Annotated in this window: 13 protein-coding genes; 5 read left to right on the top strand and 8 right to left on the bottom strand. The window is 67.3% G+C overall.

The genetic code is table 11. The features are described 5' to 3' along the window. Positions 1 to 54 precede the first annotated feature (54 nt). Both pepE and ACYVF6_RS20440 read right to left on the bottom strand, forming a co-directional pair. Complete coding sequence (gene pepE / locus ACYVF6_RS20445) at positions 55 to 777, bottom strand: peptidase E (RefSeq protein WP_460523636.1); 723 nt, start codon at positions 775 to 777, stop codon at positions 55 to 57. Between the two features lie 18 nt (positions 778 to 795). Then, positions 796 to 1,575 (bottom strand): hypothetical protein, encoded by a 780-nt coding sequence (locus ACYVF6_RS20440; protein WP_460523634.1) that lies wholly within the window; start codon positions 1,573 to 1,575, stop codon positions 796 to 798. A gap of 209 nt (positions 1,576 to 1,784) precedes the next feature. Here ACYVF6_RS20440 and ACYVF6_RS20435 point away from each other — a divergent pair, with 209 nt between their 5' ends. From ACYVF6_RS20435 to ACYVF6_RS20425, 3 genes are all read left to right on the top strand, one after another. Then, positions 1,785 to 2,471 (top strand): ThuA domain-containing protein, encoded by a 687-nt coding sequence (locus ACYVF6_RS20435; protein WP_460523632.1) that lies wholly within the window; start codon positions 1,785 to 1,787, stop codon positions 2,469 to 2,471. Beyond that, positions 2,456 to 3,559 carry a Gfo/Idh/MocA family protein gene (locus ACYVF6_RS20430; protein WP_460523630.1) on the top strand — a complete coding sequence of 368 codons (1,104 nt, stop codon included), beginning with the start codon at positions 2,456 to 2,458 and terminating at the stop codon, positions 3,557 to 3,559. Before ACYVF6_RS20435 ends, ACYVF6_RS20430 begins: the two co-directional genes overlap by 16 nt. A 243-nt stretch (positions 3,560 to 3,802) precedes the next feature. Further along, entirely contained in the window at positions 3,803 to 4,333 is a 531-nt protein-coding gene (locus tag ACYVF6_RS20425; protein ID WP_460523628.1) for a response regulator transcription factor, read from the top strand. A 349-nt stretch (positions 4,334 to 4,682) separates the two neighbouring features. Here the strand turns inward: ACYVF6_RS20425 and ACYVF6_RS20420 are convergent, their stop codons facing one another. The 4 genes from ACYVF6_RS20420 to ACYVF6_RS20405 form a co-directional block, all read right to left on the bottom strand. Further along, the gene (locus ACYVF6_RS20420; RefSeq protein ID WP_460523626.1) at positions 4,683 to 5,906 is read right to left on the bottom strand and encodes an alginate lyase family protein; all 1,224 of its coding nucleotides are present in this window, start codon (positions 5,904 to 5,906) and stop codon (positions 4,683 to 4,685) included. A gap of 436 nt (positions 5,907 to 6,342) precedes the next feature. Then, positions 6,343 to 7,239: a carbohydrate ABC transporter permease gene (locus ACYVF6_RS20415; protein ID WP_460523624.1), complete on the bottom strand. Its 897-nt coding sequence runs from the start codon at positions 7,237 to 7,239 to the stop codon at positions 6,343 to 6,345. A gap of 19 nt (positions 7,240 to 7,258) precedes the next feature. Further along, positions 7,259 to 8,227: a carbohydrate ABC transporter permease gene (locus tag ACYVF6_RS20410; protein WP_460523622.1), complete on the bottom strand. Its 969-nt coding sequence runs from the start codon at positions 8,225 to 8,227 to the stop codon at positions 7,259 to 7,261. Continuing rightward, positions 8,227 to 9,639 (bottom strand): type 2 periplasmic-binding domain-containing protein, encoded by a 1,413-nt coding sequence (locus ACYVF6_RS20405; protein WP_460523620.1) that lies wholly within the window; start codon positions 9,637 to 9,639, stop codon positions 8,227 to 8,229. The genes ACYVF6_RS20410 and ACYVF6_RS20405 overlap by 1 nt, the downstream gene beginning before the upstream one ends. Positions 9,640 to 9,952: 313 nt before the next feature. On the opposite strand from ACYVF6_RS20405, the gene ACYVF6_RS20400 reads away from it, so the two are divergent. Beyond that, complete coding sequence (locus ACYVF6_RS20400; RefSeq protein WP_460523618.1) at positions 9,953 to 11,965, top strand: aldo/keto reductase; 2,013 nt, start codon at positions 9,953 to 9,955, stop codon at positions 11,963 to 11,965. A gap of 67 nt (positions 11,966 to 12,032) precedes the next feature. Here the strand turns inward: ACYVF6_RS20400 and ACYVF6_RS20395 are convergent, their stop codons facing one another. Next, complete coding sequence (locus tag ACYVF6_RS20395) at positions 12,033 to 13,703, bottom strand: hypothetical protein (protein ID WP_460523616.1); 1,671 nt, start codon at positions 13,701 to 13,703, stop codon at positions 12,033 to 12,035. A 224-nt stretch (positions 13,704 to 13,927) separates the two neighbouring features. On the opposite strand from ACYVF6_RS20395, the gene ACYVF6_RS20390 reads away from it, so the two are divergent. Continuing rightward, positions 13,928 to 14,794 carry a proline dehydrogenase family protein gene (locus ACYVF6_RS20390; RefSeq protein WP_460523614.1) on the top strand — a complete coding sequence of 289 codons (867 nt, stop codon included), beginning with the start codon at positions 13,928 to 13,930 and terminating at the stop codon, positions 14,792 to 14,794. A gap of 17 nt (positions 14,795 to 14,811) precedes the next feature. Here ACYVF6_RS20390 and aceA read toward each other — a convergent pair whose 3' ends face one another. Further along, positions 14,812 to 16,143, bottom strand: a complete 1,332-nt coding sequence (aceA, locus tag ACYVF6_RS20385) for an isocitrate lyase family protein (protein WP_460523612.1) — start codon at positions 16,141 to 16,143, stop codon at positions 14,812 to 14,814. Positions 16,144 to 16,236: the final 93 nt, after the last annotated feature.

Here is a 16,236-nt window from a genome sequence, read left to right as displayed (position 1 = left end):
CCGCTGGAGTTGTTGGAGCTTTCTCGGCCTGGAGACCGACACTCCTCCAACAACTCAGCGATCGAAGGCGGGCCGGGAGTCGAGCAGGAACGAGACGTCGGCGCCGGCGGGCAGCTCTCGCGGCCCGGCGTCTCGGCCGAACAGCCGGGCGCTCTTCGCGCCGCCAAGCCGGGCTTGCGTGCCGCTGACCCGCAGCCAGCTCGACTCCCGCAGGCCCAGCACCGGGACGTCGTTCTCCTCCAGGAACTCCGTCAACCGCTGCTCGCGGGTCTCGCCCATGTGGGTGCTGCCCGGGTCCGGGTCGACGTAGTGCGGGTTGATCTGGAAGGGCACCAGCCCGAGCGCCCCGAACGAGTCCGGCTCGACGATCGGCATGTCGTTCGTGGTGCGCAACGTCGGACAGGCCATGTTCGTGCCGGCGCTCGACCCCATGTAGCGCAGCGCACCGGCCCGGACCCGATCCCGGATCGTGCCCACCAGACCGGTGCGCTGTAGTGCTTTCAGCAGGCGGAACGAGTTGCCGCCGCCGACGAAGACCACCTCCGCCTGCGAGGCGAGCTCGCGCGGGTCCTCGGCCGTGTGCACGCCGATCACCTCGACGCCACGCGGAGCCAGCGCGGAGGCGACGACCGCGGTGTAGGCGTCGTGGTCCTTGATCGCGTACGGCACGAACAGCAACCGGTTCCCCGCACCGATGAAACCGGCTACTTCGTCCAGCACATGCTCGAGGAAGCCCTGACCGTGGTTGCGCGAGTTCGACAGCAGCAGTAGTTCCATGATTTCCGTACCTTACGGTCAGAACAAGAGCGTCACGCGCAGGTCCCAGCCGACGTTCGGGTCGTACGCGGGGTCCTGCAGGTTGTTGTTGCGCGGGTCGAACACGTCCGCCGGCGCGATCCAGCCGCAGAAGCCACCTCCGGCCAGGTTGACGATCTTCGGGCTGACGAACGTGGCGGTGCCCGCGCCGGGTGGCGGGAAGCTATGCCCGACGAACGTGTCGGCCACGTTGAAGAGCGTTCCGCTGAGGTTGATGTTGCCGATCCCAGCGGTGGAGTTGCCGCCGAGGCAGTCCATCCCCACGCCGTACGGCATCGACGTCGTCAGCTGCCCGGCCGGGCAGCCCGCGAGCGGATGACTGTGGCACAGGGTCCCGGTCGAGGTCGCGTACGTCTGGTCCGCGATGTTGATCCGGAACGTCAGCGGCAACAGGCTGACCGGCACGGGATCGATCCGGAGCCGCGTGTAGTTGGTCCGGACGTTGGTCCCCGGGCTGGCCCCACCCGCGGTGTACTGCGAGAAGTTCTGGTTCGGGCCGGTCACCGGCAGGGTGAGGTACGCGGCCGGCGGGTCCAGGCCTGCCAGATTCGCGCAGTAGACCGGCAGCTTCGGACCGCTCAGCCCCAGCGGTGCGAGCTTGAACTCGCCGTCGACCTTGTGACCGCCGGCTTTGACAGCGGCGCAGCTGGAGTAGGTGGCCTTCGACGGCGCGGCCGGGGCAGCCTGTGCGGCGGAGATGGGAGCGATGAGCAGGCCGAGCAGGGGGAGCGCGGCCAGCACGCTGAGCTTCTTGAGCATTGCAACCTCCTTCGGTTACCCAACAAGTCGAGCGTGGTGGCAGTTGGTAACGAATCGTGTACGAATCTGCCTCAACGGCCAGGCGAAAGGGCGAATGCCGCTTCCGGAAACGGACCTGTGCCATGGCAGGGTTAGGGCATCTAATGGGGCACGGACTGGCAACGCGGCCAGGCCATCCGCTCAAGCACGGTCAAAGGAGGCGCGTAGCCGTGGCTACAGCCGACAGCGCTGAAGGCGCCGCAACGAAGCAAGCCCTCGTGGTCAGGGGCGGCTGGGACGGCCACGTGCCGTTCGAGGCGACCGACCGGTTCATTCCGTATCTCAAGGAGAGCGGTTACACCGTCACCGTCTCCGACACCCTGGACGCCTACCTCGACGCCGACGCGATGGCGTCCTACGACCTCATCCTCCAGATCTGGACGATGGGGGAGATCACCAAGGAGCAACGCGAGGCGCTCGACCAGGCGATCCGCTCGGGAACCGGTTTCGCGGGCTGGCACGGCGGCATCGCCGACGCGTTCCGCGCCGACCTGGAGTACAACTTCATCGTCGGAGGCCAGTTCATCTCGCACCCGCACGGCTTCGTCGACTACACCGTCGACACCGTGCCGGAGCGCGGCGATCACCCGATCATGCAGGGGATCGAGCGGTTCTCCGTACACACTGAGCAGTACTACATCCACGCCGACCCGAGCAACGATGTGCTCGCGACGACGACGTTCCCGGCGCACGAGAACTACCCCTGGATCGAGGGCGTCACGATGCCCGCGATCTGGACCCGTACGTGGGGCCAGGGCCGTGTCTTCGTCTGTACCGTCGGCCACAAACTGGACGACCTCGACACCCCCGAGGTCCGCACGATCATTGAGAGAGGACTGCTATGGGCGAGCCGCTGAAGGTCGGCGTTGTCGGCGTCGGCACGATCAGCAAGGCCTACCTCGACACGCTGGCCAAGCTGCCGGGCGTCGACGTGACGGTTGCCGCTGACCTGGACATCACGCGAGCCAAGGCCGCTGCCGAGAAGTACGAGGGCGTGCGCCCCGCGACGCCCGACGAGCTGTACGCCGACGGCGACGTGGAGGCCGTGCTCAACCTCACGATCCCGGCCGCCCACGCCTCGGTGGCGCTGGCGGCGTTGCAGGCGGGCAAGCACGTCTATGGCGAGAAACCGCTTGCTGTGACCCGGCAGGAGGCGCGGCCGGTCATGGAGGCGGCGGCGTCCGCCGGCCTGCGGATCGGCTGCGCGCCCGACACCGTGCTCGGCACCGGCACCCAGACCGCTCGCGTGGTGCTGGACCGGGGCGACATCGGGCAGCCGATCGCCGCTTCGGCGTTCTTCGTGAGCCCGGGCCCGGAGCCGTGGCACCCGGACCCGGAGTTCTACTACAAGCCGGGTGGCGGGCCGTTGCTCGACATGGGCCCCTACTACCTCAGCTCGCTGATCAACCTGCTCGGGCCGGTGAAGTCGGTGACCGGACGCTCGTCGCGGGCGCGCCAGGAGCGCACGGTCGGCAGCGGGCCGAAGGAAGGCACGACGTTCTCGGTCGAGGTCGAGACCCACGTGTCGGGCGTGCTCGAGCACGAGTCGGGTGTGCTGACGACGCTGGTCACCAGCTTCGACGTGTGGGGCGCGCGGCTGCCGCGGATCGAGATCTACGGCGCGACTGGTTCGCTGTCGGTGCCCGACCCGAACACGTTCGGCGGCGACGTCGAGATCTACGAGCCGGCCAAGCGCGAGTGGACCGTCGTCGGTGAGGCGGGCGGCTACGCCGGCTCCGCGCGCGGGTACGGCCTGGCCGACATGGCGCGGGCGATCCGTTCGGGTAGCGCGCACCGGGCCAGCGGTGACCTCGCTTACCACGTCCTCGACGTGATGGAGTCGCTGCTCGACTCGGCAGGTGCCGGCGGCGCCACGGTCACGGTGGAGAGCACAGTGGAACGGCCGGAGGCCGTGCCGCAGGGCGCGACGCCGGATCAGGCCTGACGAATCCGCCCACGGTTCCCTTCCGGCGGCACATCGACCGAAAGTGGACCTGTTCAAGTTTCGCCCGGGTATTGCCGTTGGATCGTTTCAAGCGATCTTGGCGGCAGTGCCCGGGCGTTCTTTTTACGGCTGCCGTCGGTAGGGCGTTCGTGACGCCGCATGGTCGGATCGATGTCCGTGCTGTGAACGGACTGTCCGGATGCGGACAGTAAAAGGCGAGATACGTATCAGTAATCGGATCTAATGGACGGAACCGGCATTACTGGTCCAGATCTAAATTTGGCGAGACAAGCCATTGACGGGGGAGCTAACGGCCATCTACCTTGGTGCACGTTGAAACGACTCAGGCCGCTTGTTTTCAACGTGTTCAACGGGGTGAACGCGAAGGTGACGGGGTCAAACGCGAAGGCGGATGGCATGTCAGATCTCAGCCATGGCGTAGTCAGGGCACTCCGACCAGCAGGCGTAGTCAACGACTCGATGCATCATCACGCGGCAGCCGCAAGCGCGGGCAGCTTGGGAGGTTTTGCCGCAAGCGGGTACGTACCGCAGAACCATCTACCGGCGACGAGCGACCTTCGCCGGCGAGTAACCGATGACGAGATTCAGCTGCTCGCACTGCTTGCAGACGGTCTTCCTGTTGAGGCCATTGCACGTAGGCTAGCGCTTTCCGACAGGACAGTGCGTCGTCGGTCGCGTGCGTTGTGCGACCGACTGGGTGCGCGAGCTCCGATTCAGGTCGTCGCGTGGGCGGCTCGGAACGGGCTGATTTAGCTCAATTAAGTACCGACGGTGTGCGCTGCATTGTTGCAGCGCACACCTTTGGTATTGAAAACCGCTTTCCATAATTGAGACTTCTTTCGGTGCGCGTAAGAAATTGCAGCACTGATCGATAATTTCTTTGGGTCGCGGTTCGGTGACTTGGTGTGGTTGGGCCGGATATTCCGCAGCTGACCACGTTTGTCGTGGATGGACGTGCGCGAACTCCACCGGCGCAGTGCGGCGCCGGCTTGTTCAATCCGTGTTCAATCCGGCCGGTCTGGATCTGAACAAACAGCTCAACCGCAGGTCAGGCGGTGGGTACGTGCCCACAGGTCGGTGGCTACGTACCCACCGATCGGGCTCACGGGTTCATCGCGTGGGTGAGCGTCTCCCAGGCCAGGAAGTAGTTGGCTCCCATCGGCCGGCGCGCCTGGATCAGCTCAAGTGTCTTCGGCAGCCGGATGCCCACCCGGTTGCGGTAGTGGTTGTGCGCGACCTCCAGCGTCGGGCCGAGCCCGGGCTTGACCGTGCCGCCGCACAGCCAGTCCGGCACCTCACCGCCCAGGTCGTACTTGGCGTGGAACTCCAGCGCCTTGGTCATCCGGGTCTGGATCTCGCTGTAGAGGTCGACGCCCTGGATCCACGCCGTCTCGGCGACGTGCGCGGCGCCCTCGAAGCCCCATCCGGTGTGCCCGAAGTCGCGGCAGGTCTCCTGGGCCAGGCCGTCGACGAAGGTGCTCTGGCCCTGCCAGTACGCCACCAGCTCCTCGGGAGTGTCCTTGCTGCTGCCGCAGGGCGACTTCGGGTACGCGCCGTCGCTCTGGAGGTAGATGTACGCGGGCACCCGGCAGCGGGTCGTGGCGAGCGCCTTGTCGAAGGTCGCCCGGTCGTCGAGGAACACGGCGATGCCGATCGCCGCGTCCATCATGATCAGCTCCCAGTTGCCGTTCTTGTTGACGGCCGCCCCGTTGATCAGCTCCGGCAGGTAGACGTCGCGCAGCATGGCCTCGAAGCGGTTGACGCTGCCGCTGGGCCAGCCGTCGTAGGTGTAGCGGATCAGCTCTGCGGCGCGTGCCCAGGACGCGCCCGACCAGCCGGTCTGGAGCGGGGCGTTGCTGTTGGTGTGGTCGGTGATGCTCGCCGACCAGGCGTCCATGATCTCGATCGCCTTCTGCGCGTGCCTGCGGTCCCGGGTGAGGTACCACAGCAGCGCCTGGGTGTAGGCCGCCAGCGCGTCCTCGCGTTCCTCGGTGCACCCGATGTTCGGGTTGGAGTACGACCCGCACTCGACGATCACGTACGGAGTCGGTGAGCGGTCGAGCGAGGCGTAGGTGCTGGTGCGCATCGCCTCGTACGCCGTCTTCCACGGCTCGGCGCCCGCGGCGAGCTTGGAGCGCACCAGGTCGAGCTGCGCGGTGGTGACGAGAACGCCGGGATGCCGGAACGGAGCGGACGGCCCCGCCGCTGACGGCGATCCGGCTGCGGCCGCCGGGTCGGCAGCCGGGCTGGCCGAGGCCTGCGTAGTGCCGATCGGTATGGCAAGGGCGAGCAGGAGGACCAGTACCCGGACGAGCGGACTTCGCATGACGCACCACCTCTTCGCGTAGGACTGTTAGGAAGGTTCCTTGTCGAACGCACGCAGTGTCGTACGGAACCCAGGAAGAGGCAAGCGCTATCCGATAGGAAATATGATCAACCTTCGCGCAGCGATAGGTGAGCGGTGCCCAAGATCGGGTAGGAAGATCATCACCCGGCGGCGACGGTCTGGTGCCGCGGGAAGTCCGGGGGTCGTCCCCCCGGGCGTGAACGACGAGCCGGACCTGGCTCGCGCATTCTTACGAGGAGAGTCCGCCCGTCGAAACTCGAGCAGACCACCTGGCTGGTCGCCCCTACAGGCCAGGTGGTCCGCTCTCGGCCGGCCGCCGGCAGCTGATAGCGCAGCTACCCGGAAGCCGGCCAGACCGCCACAGCCCCGCGCAGGGAACTGGTGGCGGCGGTCCGGCAGGCGCCGCGGGCCGGGTTCAGCCCTTGACGCCGGTCAGCGTGATTCCTTGGATGAACGTTCGCTGTGCGAAGAAGAATACGACAATCACGGGCAGCACGACGATGGTGCTGGCTGCCATCAGCGGACCGAACTGCGTGGCGTACTCACCACGGAAGAACGTCAGCCCGAGCGAGAGCGTATACGTGTCGGCGTCCGAGAGGTAGATCAGCGGTCCCAGCAGGTCGTTCCACGATGCGAGGAACTGGAACAGCGCCACCGCGGCGAGCGCCGGCCTGCACAGCGGCAGGATGATCTGCCAGTAGATCCGCAGCTCGTTGGCACCGTCGATGCGTGCCGACTCCGACAGTTCCTTCGGTATCGACAGGAAGAACTGTCGCAGCAGGAACACGAAGAACGGCACCCCGAAGAAGTGCGGCACGATCAGCGGGAGGTACGTGTTGGTCCAGCCGATCGCCCGGAACATCTGGAACAACGGCACCATCGTGACGTAGAACGGGATCATCAGCGTGGACAGCATCAGCACGAACAGCGGCGTACGCCACCGCCACTCGATCCTGGCCAGGCCGTAGGCGATGAACGAGCTCGACAGCACGGCGCCGGCGATCGAGAACACGCAGATCACCAGTGTGTTGAAGAGATACCGCCCGAACGGGAAGATCTGCACGCCCGCGATGTAGTTCTCGAACGTGATGGTCTTCGGGAACCACACCACCGGGAACGCGTTCAGGTCGGCGGCGGTCTTGATCGAGCCTGACAGCATCCACGCGAACGGTGTCAGGAACACGATGCTGAGCGCGATCAGGATCGCGTGTGTGCCGATCTTCTCCAGCAGCTTTCTCGTCCCCGCGCCGGGTGCGGAGGCTCCGGAGGACCGGTTGGTCCGGGTAGGAGCAGTACGTTCGATGACAGCCATGGGTTAGCCCCTCCCTTTCCTAGGCTCCGCCGTAGTAGACCCGGCGGCCCACCAGCCGGAAGACCAGTGCGGTCGCCAGCGCGACGATGATGAACAGCACCCACGCGATCGCACTCGCGTAGCCGACCTTGAAGAACTGGAAGGCGTTCTGGAACAGGTAGAGGCTGGACACCAGCGTCGACCCGGCCGGACTGCCCTGGCCGTTGGTGAGGATGAACACCGGCACGAAGAACTGGAAACCGGCGATCAGCCCGGTCACCAGTGCGAACAGCAGGTGCGGGCTGAGGAACGGCAACGTCACGTGCCGGAACCTCGACCAGACACCAGCACCGTCGACCTGCGCCTGGTCGTGCAGGTCCTGGGGTACGTCCTGCAGGCCGGCCAGCAGGATCACCATCAGGTTGCCGGCGCCCCAGGTGCTGAAGATGATGATCGCGATCATCGCCCAGGCCACGCCGAACCCGAGCGGCTTGCCCGCGTCGTCGAGCCAGCCGGGCCCGGTGATGCCGATCGCGCTCAGGGCGTTGTTGAGCACGCCGTACTGCACGTTGAAGACGTACAGCCAGACCACGGCCGACGCGACCAGCGGGACGATCGCCGGCAGGTAGAAGATGACGCGGTAGACCGACTGGCCGCGCACCTTGAGGTTGAGCAGCAGCGCCAGGATCAACGCGACGATGATGCCGATCGGGATGCTCAGCACGATGTACCAGGCGGTGTTGCCGAGCGACTGCCACCAGTTGGGGTCGGAGGCCAGCGATCGGTAGTTCTCCCCACCGATGAACGTCGGCGGCTTCATCATCGTCGCGGAGGTGAAGCTCAGGTAGAGCGACGTGATGATCGGGTAGAGCTGGAACCACAGCAGCCCGATGATGCCTGGCGAGGTGAACAGCAAACCCCACAACAGGTTCCGCCGCTGCTGCGGAGTGCTGCCCCTGCGCTTGGTCCGGGTGCTCGGCGCGGCCGAGGTGGCCGTAGGTGCGCTCATCACAGCCCCACCTCTCGCTTGAACCGCTCGATCTCGGCGTTCGTCTGTTCCTTCACGGTGCGCAGGGCCTGCGCCGGTGTCAGTTCACCGGCGAGAGCCTTGGTCACCTGGAAGTCGACGTTCTGGAAGAAGTAGTCGGACACCGTCATCGGGGGGCGGATGTTGGTCGAGTTGACGAGCACGTCGTAGTACGGCTTCCAGACCTCGTCCTTCTCCATGATTCCCATGACCGGAGACTTCTTGTACGCACAGGGGAATCCGACGGTCTCCCACTGCGCCTTGGTGCCCTCGTCGGTCGCGGAGGCCCACTTGATGAACTCCCAGGCGGCGTCTGGATCACGTGCACCGCGCGGGATGAACATGCCCCAGCCACCGAGCCACGCACCGGCGCCGACACCCTTGGCGGGCGGGGCGTACGGCAGCTGTCCGGTGCCGATCTCCATGTCCTTGACGTTGTCGAGGATGTCGCGGTAGTTGGGCGCCACGAGCGGCGACATGCCGATGTTGCCCGTGCTGAAGGGATGCAGCTGGAGTCCGGGCGGCGTGACCGACACCCGTTCCTTGCCGCCGACCTTCTTGGCGTAGTTGACGATCCACTCCAGCGCCTTGATGTTCTGCTCGTGGTCCGGAGTGACTACTTGCTTCTCCTCGTCGTAGAACGTGCCGCCGAACGCCCAGCCCCACGTGAACATGGAGTTGGAGGCGCCGTACCAGTCCCACGGGACGGTGCCGATCGTCGTGACGTTCGCGCCGCTCTTCTTGAGGATCTTCGCGGAGTACTCGTCGAGCTCCTCGACGGTCTCTGGTGGTTTCTCCGGGTCGAGTCCGGACTTCTCGAAGAGAGTCTTGTTCCAGAAGAACGGGAAGTTGGGGTCGGCGTCCCACTGCATCTGCCAGATCTTCCCGTCGACCTCCATGCTCGGCCAGGTCGGCGCGAAGAAGTCGTCCTGGCTGAGGCCCGCCGCCTTGAAGCGGTCGGTGAGGTCCTGCATGATGCCGAGCGCCGCCCACTGAGGCGTCTGCGACGGCACCAGCTGGGCGACATCGGGTGGGTTGCGGCCCGCGATGGCGACGAACAGCTTCTGCTGGACGCTGCCACCGCCGACGCCGGCCGGCGCGAACACGACGCGTACGCCGATGTCTGGTTGGGCTTGCTCGAATCGCTGGGCGAGCTTGACCATCCCCTCACCGGTGGGACCGCCCCAGAGGCTGTAGAGCTCGATGTTGTGTTTACGTCCCGGTGCGGGCTTCTTGTCCAGTCCGACGTTGCTGATGGGCGGTGTGCCCTTGGTGAACGTGACACCGCATCCGCCAACGGAAAGGCCGGCGGCACTAAGGCCGGCTCCACCGAGCAGCTTCAAAGCGCGGCGACGGGAGAAGCCCGACGAATGAGATGAAGTAGGCCAGGCCATCGACCCTCCTTTAAGTCGGGGCCCGACCGGAAAAGGTCCGGCGAAGGCCCCGGATTCGCATGATTCGGAGTGAAGGATCTTGCTGTTCAGGACATGTTCGGGGCCCTGAACATGGCACTAGTGGCCCTGATCTGGCAAGACCTGATCACATCTGCGAACCTGCGAGTTCGTAACCATTTGGCAACACGGTAGGAGTCCTGGTGTCAGAAACCAGCCTCCGGCACTTTTCTGGGCAGCCTTTGTCCGCACTCGGCCAGTCTGCTTCCGGACGGTGAGCGTGGGCCCTTTTAGCAGTCCCTGGGAGGCTGGACGTATGACTGATCAGAAGACGGTGGCTTGGGGGATCCTCGGCCCGGGGCGGATCGCAGGTGCGTTCGCCCGTGACCTGCCCGCGTCCAAGACCGGACGGCTCCTCGCGGTGGGCAGCCGCGACCTGGCCAAGGCGCAGGCGTTCGCCCAGGAACACGGCGGCGAGCGGGCGTACGGCTCGTACGAGGAACTGCTGGCCGACCCGGATGTGGACGCGGTCTACATCGCGACCCCACACCCGATGCACGCCGAGTGGGCGATCAAGGCGGCGGAGGCGGGCAAGCACATCCTGTGCGAGAAGCCGCTCACCGTGAACCTCGCCGAGACGATGGCGGTGATCGAGGCGGCCAAGGAGCATGACGTCTTCCTGATGGAGGCGTACATGTACCGCACGCTGCCGCAGACCAAGAAGCTGGTCGAACTGATTCGCGACGGAGCGATCGGTCAGGTACACCAGATCCACTCCTACTTCGCGTTCGGCGCCAAGCCGACCGCGGGCAGCCGCGCCTGGGAGCCGGCGCTCGCCGGTGGCGGCATCCTCGACGTCGGCGGGTACGCCGTCACGTCGTCCCGGCTGGTCGCCGGTGCCGCGCAGGGACTGCCGTTCGCCGACCCGACGTCGGTGACGGCGGTCGGCACGTTGCTCGACACCTCCGGCGCCGAGAGCCCGGACGGCGTCGACGGCTGGACGTCGGCGACGCTGACGTTCGACGGCGGCATCACGGCTCACCTCACGACCGGCGTCGGGCTGTCCGACGTCAACCACATCCGCGTGGTGGGCAGCAAGGGCTTCGTGGTCGTGCCGAACCCGTGGCTGCCGGGCAAGAGCGGCGACTCGGTGATCGAGCTGCACGTGGTCGGGCAGCCCGTCGAGCGGATCGAGTTCGACGCGCCCGCGATCTACGCCTACGAGGCCGACGAGGTGGCCGCTCACATCGCCGACCGTCAGGCGCCGGCGATGAACTGGGCCGACACGACGGCGACGATGAAGGTGCTCGACCAGTGGCGGGCGGCGATCGGCCTGTCGTACCCGCAGGAGCGGCTGACCGCGAACTACCCGCCGGTCTCCGGCCGCGCGCCGAAGCCGAAGCCCGGCAACCGGATGAAGTACGGCGAGATCCCCGGTGTCGGCAAGCAGGCGTCGCGGCTCGTGATGGGCTGCGACAACCAGACGACGCTGGCGCACGGCTCGGTGATGTTCGACGACTTCTTCGAGCGCGGCGGCTGCACGTTCGACACCGGCTGGCTGTACGGCCGGGGGATCATGGAGAAGATCCTCGGGCAGTGGATCCGCAACCGCGGCTTGCGCGACGACGTCGTGGTGATCGGCAAGGGCATGCACACGCCGTGGGACAAGCCGGAGTTCATCACTCCGCAGCTGGAGGAGACGCTCGAGCGGCTGCAGACCGACTACGTTGACGTCTACTTCATGCACCGCGACAACCCCGCGATCCCGGTCTCGGAGTTCGTCGACGTGCTCGACGAACACGTCAAGGCCGGGCGGATCAAGGCGTACGGCGGGTCCAACTGGGCGCTGTCGCGGGTGGCGGAGGCCAACGCCTACGCCGCTTCGGCCGGCAAGCAGGGCATGGTGGCGGTCAGCAACCAGTTCAGTCTGGCCCGGACGCTCGACGTCCCGTGGAAGGGCTGCCTGGCCGCCAACGACGACGAGTCGCGGCAGTGGCTGGAGAAGAACAACTTCGTGCTGATGCCGTGGTCGAGCCAGGCCCGCGGGTTCTTCACCGGGCGGGCGGCGCCTGACGACAAGTCGGACGAGGAGCTCGTGCGCTGCTGGTACAGCGACGAGAACTTCGTACGGCTGGAGCGGGCGCGCGAGCTGGCGAAGGCGCGCGGGGTGGCGCCGACGGCGGTGGCGCTGTCGTACGTCCTCCACCAGGACTTCCCGACGTTCCCGCTGATCGGGCCCCGGCAGCTATCGGAGACGGTGAGCTCCTTCGACGCGCTGAAGGTCGACCTGACCCCGGACGAGGTGCGCTGGCTCGACCTGCGCGACTGACCCGTCCGACTCGACCTGTTGGAGGTATCTCGGCCTCTGGGCCGAGATACCTCCAACACGTCAGTGGTCAGGAGATGCGGTACGACACCGTGTCGGCTGGGGTGGCCAGTTCCAGGCGGAGCAGGCCGCACAGGCCGCGGCGGTTCTCGAAGCCGTTCTCCAGCACGATCATCGTCGCGATCTCCGCGTCGACCGAGATGCGGACCTGCTCAGACCCGTTCCGCAGCACGACCGTCGAGCCGTCGCGCTCGGCGGTCGTCGTCGTTCCGGTGCCGGGGTCGCGGAGGTACGGCACGAGCAGCGCCTGCGCGCCCGGCAGGCTCTCCCACACCTCGATGCCTTCCGGGGACACCGCGACCGTCTGCTCGTACGCCCGGCCGTCCTCGGCCGTCGCCGCCACCCTGGCGCCGGTCTCGCCCACCGGCTCGATCGGGCCGGTACGCGTCAGCGGGCCCACATCGAGGCCCACGTTCAGGAAGCGGTCGCTCCCCAGGAACCGCGCGCTGGACGCGAACTGCAGCACCCGCCCCTGTCCGAACGTCAGATCGGTCAGCCCGAACGCGTCGTACTTCTCCGCCGGTGCCGCGTTCAGCGCAGCGCTGTAGCGGCCGGCCGACAGCACAGCCCGCCAGGTCGGCTCGGCCTCGATCCGGACCGACGCCGGCCGTTCGTCCGGCACCTCGCCGTCGCCGGTGAAGCCGCCCATCACGGCGACCGCGAGGAACCCGAGCGCCAGGTTGGAGTAGTGCCCGTCGGCGGTGTAGCGCTCGTACCCGACCCGGTACGTCGGCGGCAGCACGTTCTCCACCGGCGAGAACGGCCCGTCCGGTCGCTGGAACCGCCGCATCGAGGCGAACGCTCGATCCGCCCCCTCCCCGGCCCGGTGATCGCCGAGCAGCGACAGCACGTGGGTGAAGTACGCGATCTGCCCTCCGAGCGTCCAGGTCTGGCCGCAGCTGCGGTGCGCCGACGCCAGCGACCCGTCCGACAGTTGCACGGCGAGGCTCCGCTCCAGGCCGGTCTCAAGCAGCCGCCGCATGGGCTCGGCGAACCGCCCGTGGTAGCCCTCGGCCAGCAGGTCGGCGAAGTGATACCGGGTGAACAGGTCGTAGGAGTTCGGCAGCCCCGGCTCGGCGTAGAAGCCCAGCTCGACGTACACCAACTGCTCGAAGAACACCTCGAGCCAGCCGTCGATGTCGGCGAGGGTGAACCGCGAGAGCCCTTCCTTGATCCGGATCCACTCGCCGGACAGCCACACCGACGACCAGTTCGACGGAGGCCGCGAACGGAACGAGTCCATGATCGGGACCGCCGCGATCCGCTCGGCGAACTCGTCGGACCGGGGCGAGCCGAGCGCGGCAAGCACCCGGTACGCCTTCAGGATCGGCGGCCAGGTGAAGTCGCGGTGATTGCCGGCGGTGGTGACGCCGGTCGCCCGGTCGAACCCGGACGCGGCCGCCGGCAGCGCGGGGTTGCCGGTGTGCGCCAGCGAGGCGTCCAGGCCGATGGTGGCCCGGTCGAGGTACAGCTCGCGAGCCTCGGGCTTGCCGAGCGCTGCCAAGGCCGCGTTGCCGAGCGTGTGGTAGGCCGTGCCGTACTGTGTCGGCCGGTCGAAAACCGGGTCGTGCAGCTCTCCGGAGTCCTGGAGAAAGGCCGCGAACGAGTCGACGCCCGCGGTCAGGACGTCGAGAGCGGGGTTCGGCTGGGCAGGTGTGTCGGCGCTTGCATGATCGGGCACGGGCAAAAAGCATGGCAGGTTCGGCACTGTCGTCAAGATCTGGACAACCTGATGAGTACGCTGGATCCGCTGCCTGGCCGGGCCGTCGAATGCAGGGACGACGAGCCTTCCGGACCTCTCCAGGTGGGCAGGGAACGGGCTCGAGGGAGGGCCACACGGTGGTGCTGCGCCAAGCGCTGCTGACTGCTGCGCGGAGCGACCAGCTCAAAAGGCTGGTGTCGACGATGCCCGTGTCGTCTGGCATCGTGACGCGCTTCGTCGCAGGTGAGACCGCTGACGAAGCGGTCGAAGCGACCCGTCGGCTGACGTCCGACGGGCTACACGTATCGATCGACCATCTGGGCGAGGACACCCTCGACGCCACCCAGGCCGAGGCCACGGTCGACGCCTACCTCGTGCTGCTCGAACGGCTGGCCAGGGGCGGGCTCGCGCGCGGGGCCGACCTCTCGGTGAAGTTGTCCGCAATCGGGCAGGCGCTCGGGCAGGACGGCGAGAAGATCGCGCTCGACCACGCCCGCGAGATCGCCGAGGCGGCGAAGAAGGTCGGCGCCACAGTCACGCTCGACATGGAGGACCACACCACGGTCGACTCCACGCTGTCGGTGCTGCGTGACCTGCGCCGCGACTACCCCACGGCCGGAGCGGTGCTGCAGTCCTACCTCATGCGCACCGAGGGCGACTGCCGCGACCTGGCCTACGAAGGCTCGCGCGTACGCCTGTGCAAGGGCGCCTACGACGAGCCGTCGTCGGTCGCGTTCCACAAGAGCTCCGAGATCGACCGCTCCTACGTCAGATGCTTGAAGCTGCTGATGAGCGGACCGGGCTATCCCATGGTCGCGACGCACGATCCGCGGCTGATCGAGATCGCGAGCGCGCTGGCGATGCGACATCACCGGTCGCGCGGCTCGTACGAATATCAGATGTTGTTCGGGATCCGCCCGAAGGAGCAGCGGCGGCTGGCCGGGCTCGGCGACACCGTGCGGGTCTACGTGCCGTACGGCGACCAGTGGTACGGCTACCTCATGCGCCGTCTCGCCGAGCGCCCGTCCAACCTGGGTTTCTTCACCCGCTCGCTGCTCACGAAGGGCTGACGCTCCGCCCATTTCACTCAGGCGGCCTCGAACTGCGCTTCCTCGGTCGAGCCCGTGAGCGCGGTCGTCGACGACGTGGGTGACACCGCCGTGCTCACCAGGTCGAAGTAGGCCGTGCCGACCTCGCGCTGGTGCCGGGTCGCGGTGTAGCCGTCGCTCTCGGAGGCGAACTCCCGCTCCTGCAGGTCGACGTACGCCGTCATGCCCTCTTCGGCGTACCCGCGGGCCAGGTCGAACATCGAGTGGTTCAGCGCGTGGAAGCCGGCCAGCGTGATGAACTGGAACGCGTAGCCCATGGCTCCGAGCTCGCGCTGGAACGCAGCGATCGTGCTGTCGTCGAGGTGCTTGCGCCAGTTGAAGCTCGGCGAGCAGTTGTACGACAGCAGCTGGTCGGGGTACTCCGCCTTGATCGCCTCGGCGAACTGCCGCGCGACCTCGAGGTCCGGAGTCGACGTCTCCATCCACAGCAGCTCGGCGTGCGGCGCGTACGCCAGTCCGCGCGCGATGCACGGCTCCAGCCCGTTGCGCACGTGGTGGAAGCCCTCGGCCGTCCGTTCGCCGGTCAGGAACCGTTGGTCGCGCTCGTCGACGTCGCTGGTGATCAGCGTCGCGGCCTGCGCGTCGGTCCGCGCGATGACCAGCGACGGAACCCCGGCCACGTCGGCGGCCAAGCGCGCGGCCTGCAGCGTCTTGATGTGCTGACCGGTCGGCACCAGCACCTTGCCGCCGAGGTGACCGCACTTCTTCTCCGAGGCCAGCTGGTCCTCCCAGTGCACGCCCGCGGCACCGGCCGCGATCATGGCCTTCATCAGCTCGTAGGCGTTCAGCACGCCGCCGAAGCCGGCCTCGGCGTCCGCGACGATCGGCGCCAGCCAGTACGGCGCGTCCGTACGGCCTTCGGCGTGGGTGATCTGGTCGGCGCGCAGCAGCGCGTTGTTGATCCGGCGGACGACCTGCGGCACGGAGTTGGCGGGGTAGAGGCTCTGGTCCGGGTAGGTCTGGCCGGCCAGGTTGGCGTCGGCGGCGACCTGCCAGCCGGACAGGTAGATCGCCTTCAGACCCGCGCGCACCTGCTGCACGGCCTGGCCACCCGTCAGCGCGCCGAGGGCGTTGACGAAGGAGCGGGGTGGGCCTGTGCGGCCGCAGGCCGCGGGGCCCGGATGAGCACTGTCCTCGTCGTTGATCAGCTGCCATAGGCGTTCCGCCCCGAGCCGGGCCAGCGTGTGCTCCTCCTGGACGGTGCCACGCAGCCGGAGCACGTCGTCGGGGGTGTACGTGCGCTCGATGCCCTGCCAGCGCGGGTCGGTGCTCCACTCGGTCCGCAGCTGTTCGGCGGTCTTGGCGATCATGTCAACTGCCCTCCAGGTCGAGGTGGTTCTCGGTCAAAGACTGGCTTGTTTCCGATTCTTTGCGCGTTGTTGGCGGTCTTGAGCTGGTCTCGA

The organism is Flindersiella endophytica (genome assembly GCF_054779015.1).
This window is presented reverse-complemented; position numbering and strand designations above follow the sequence as displayed.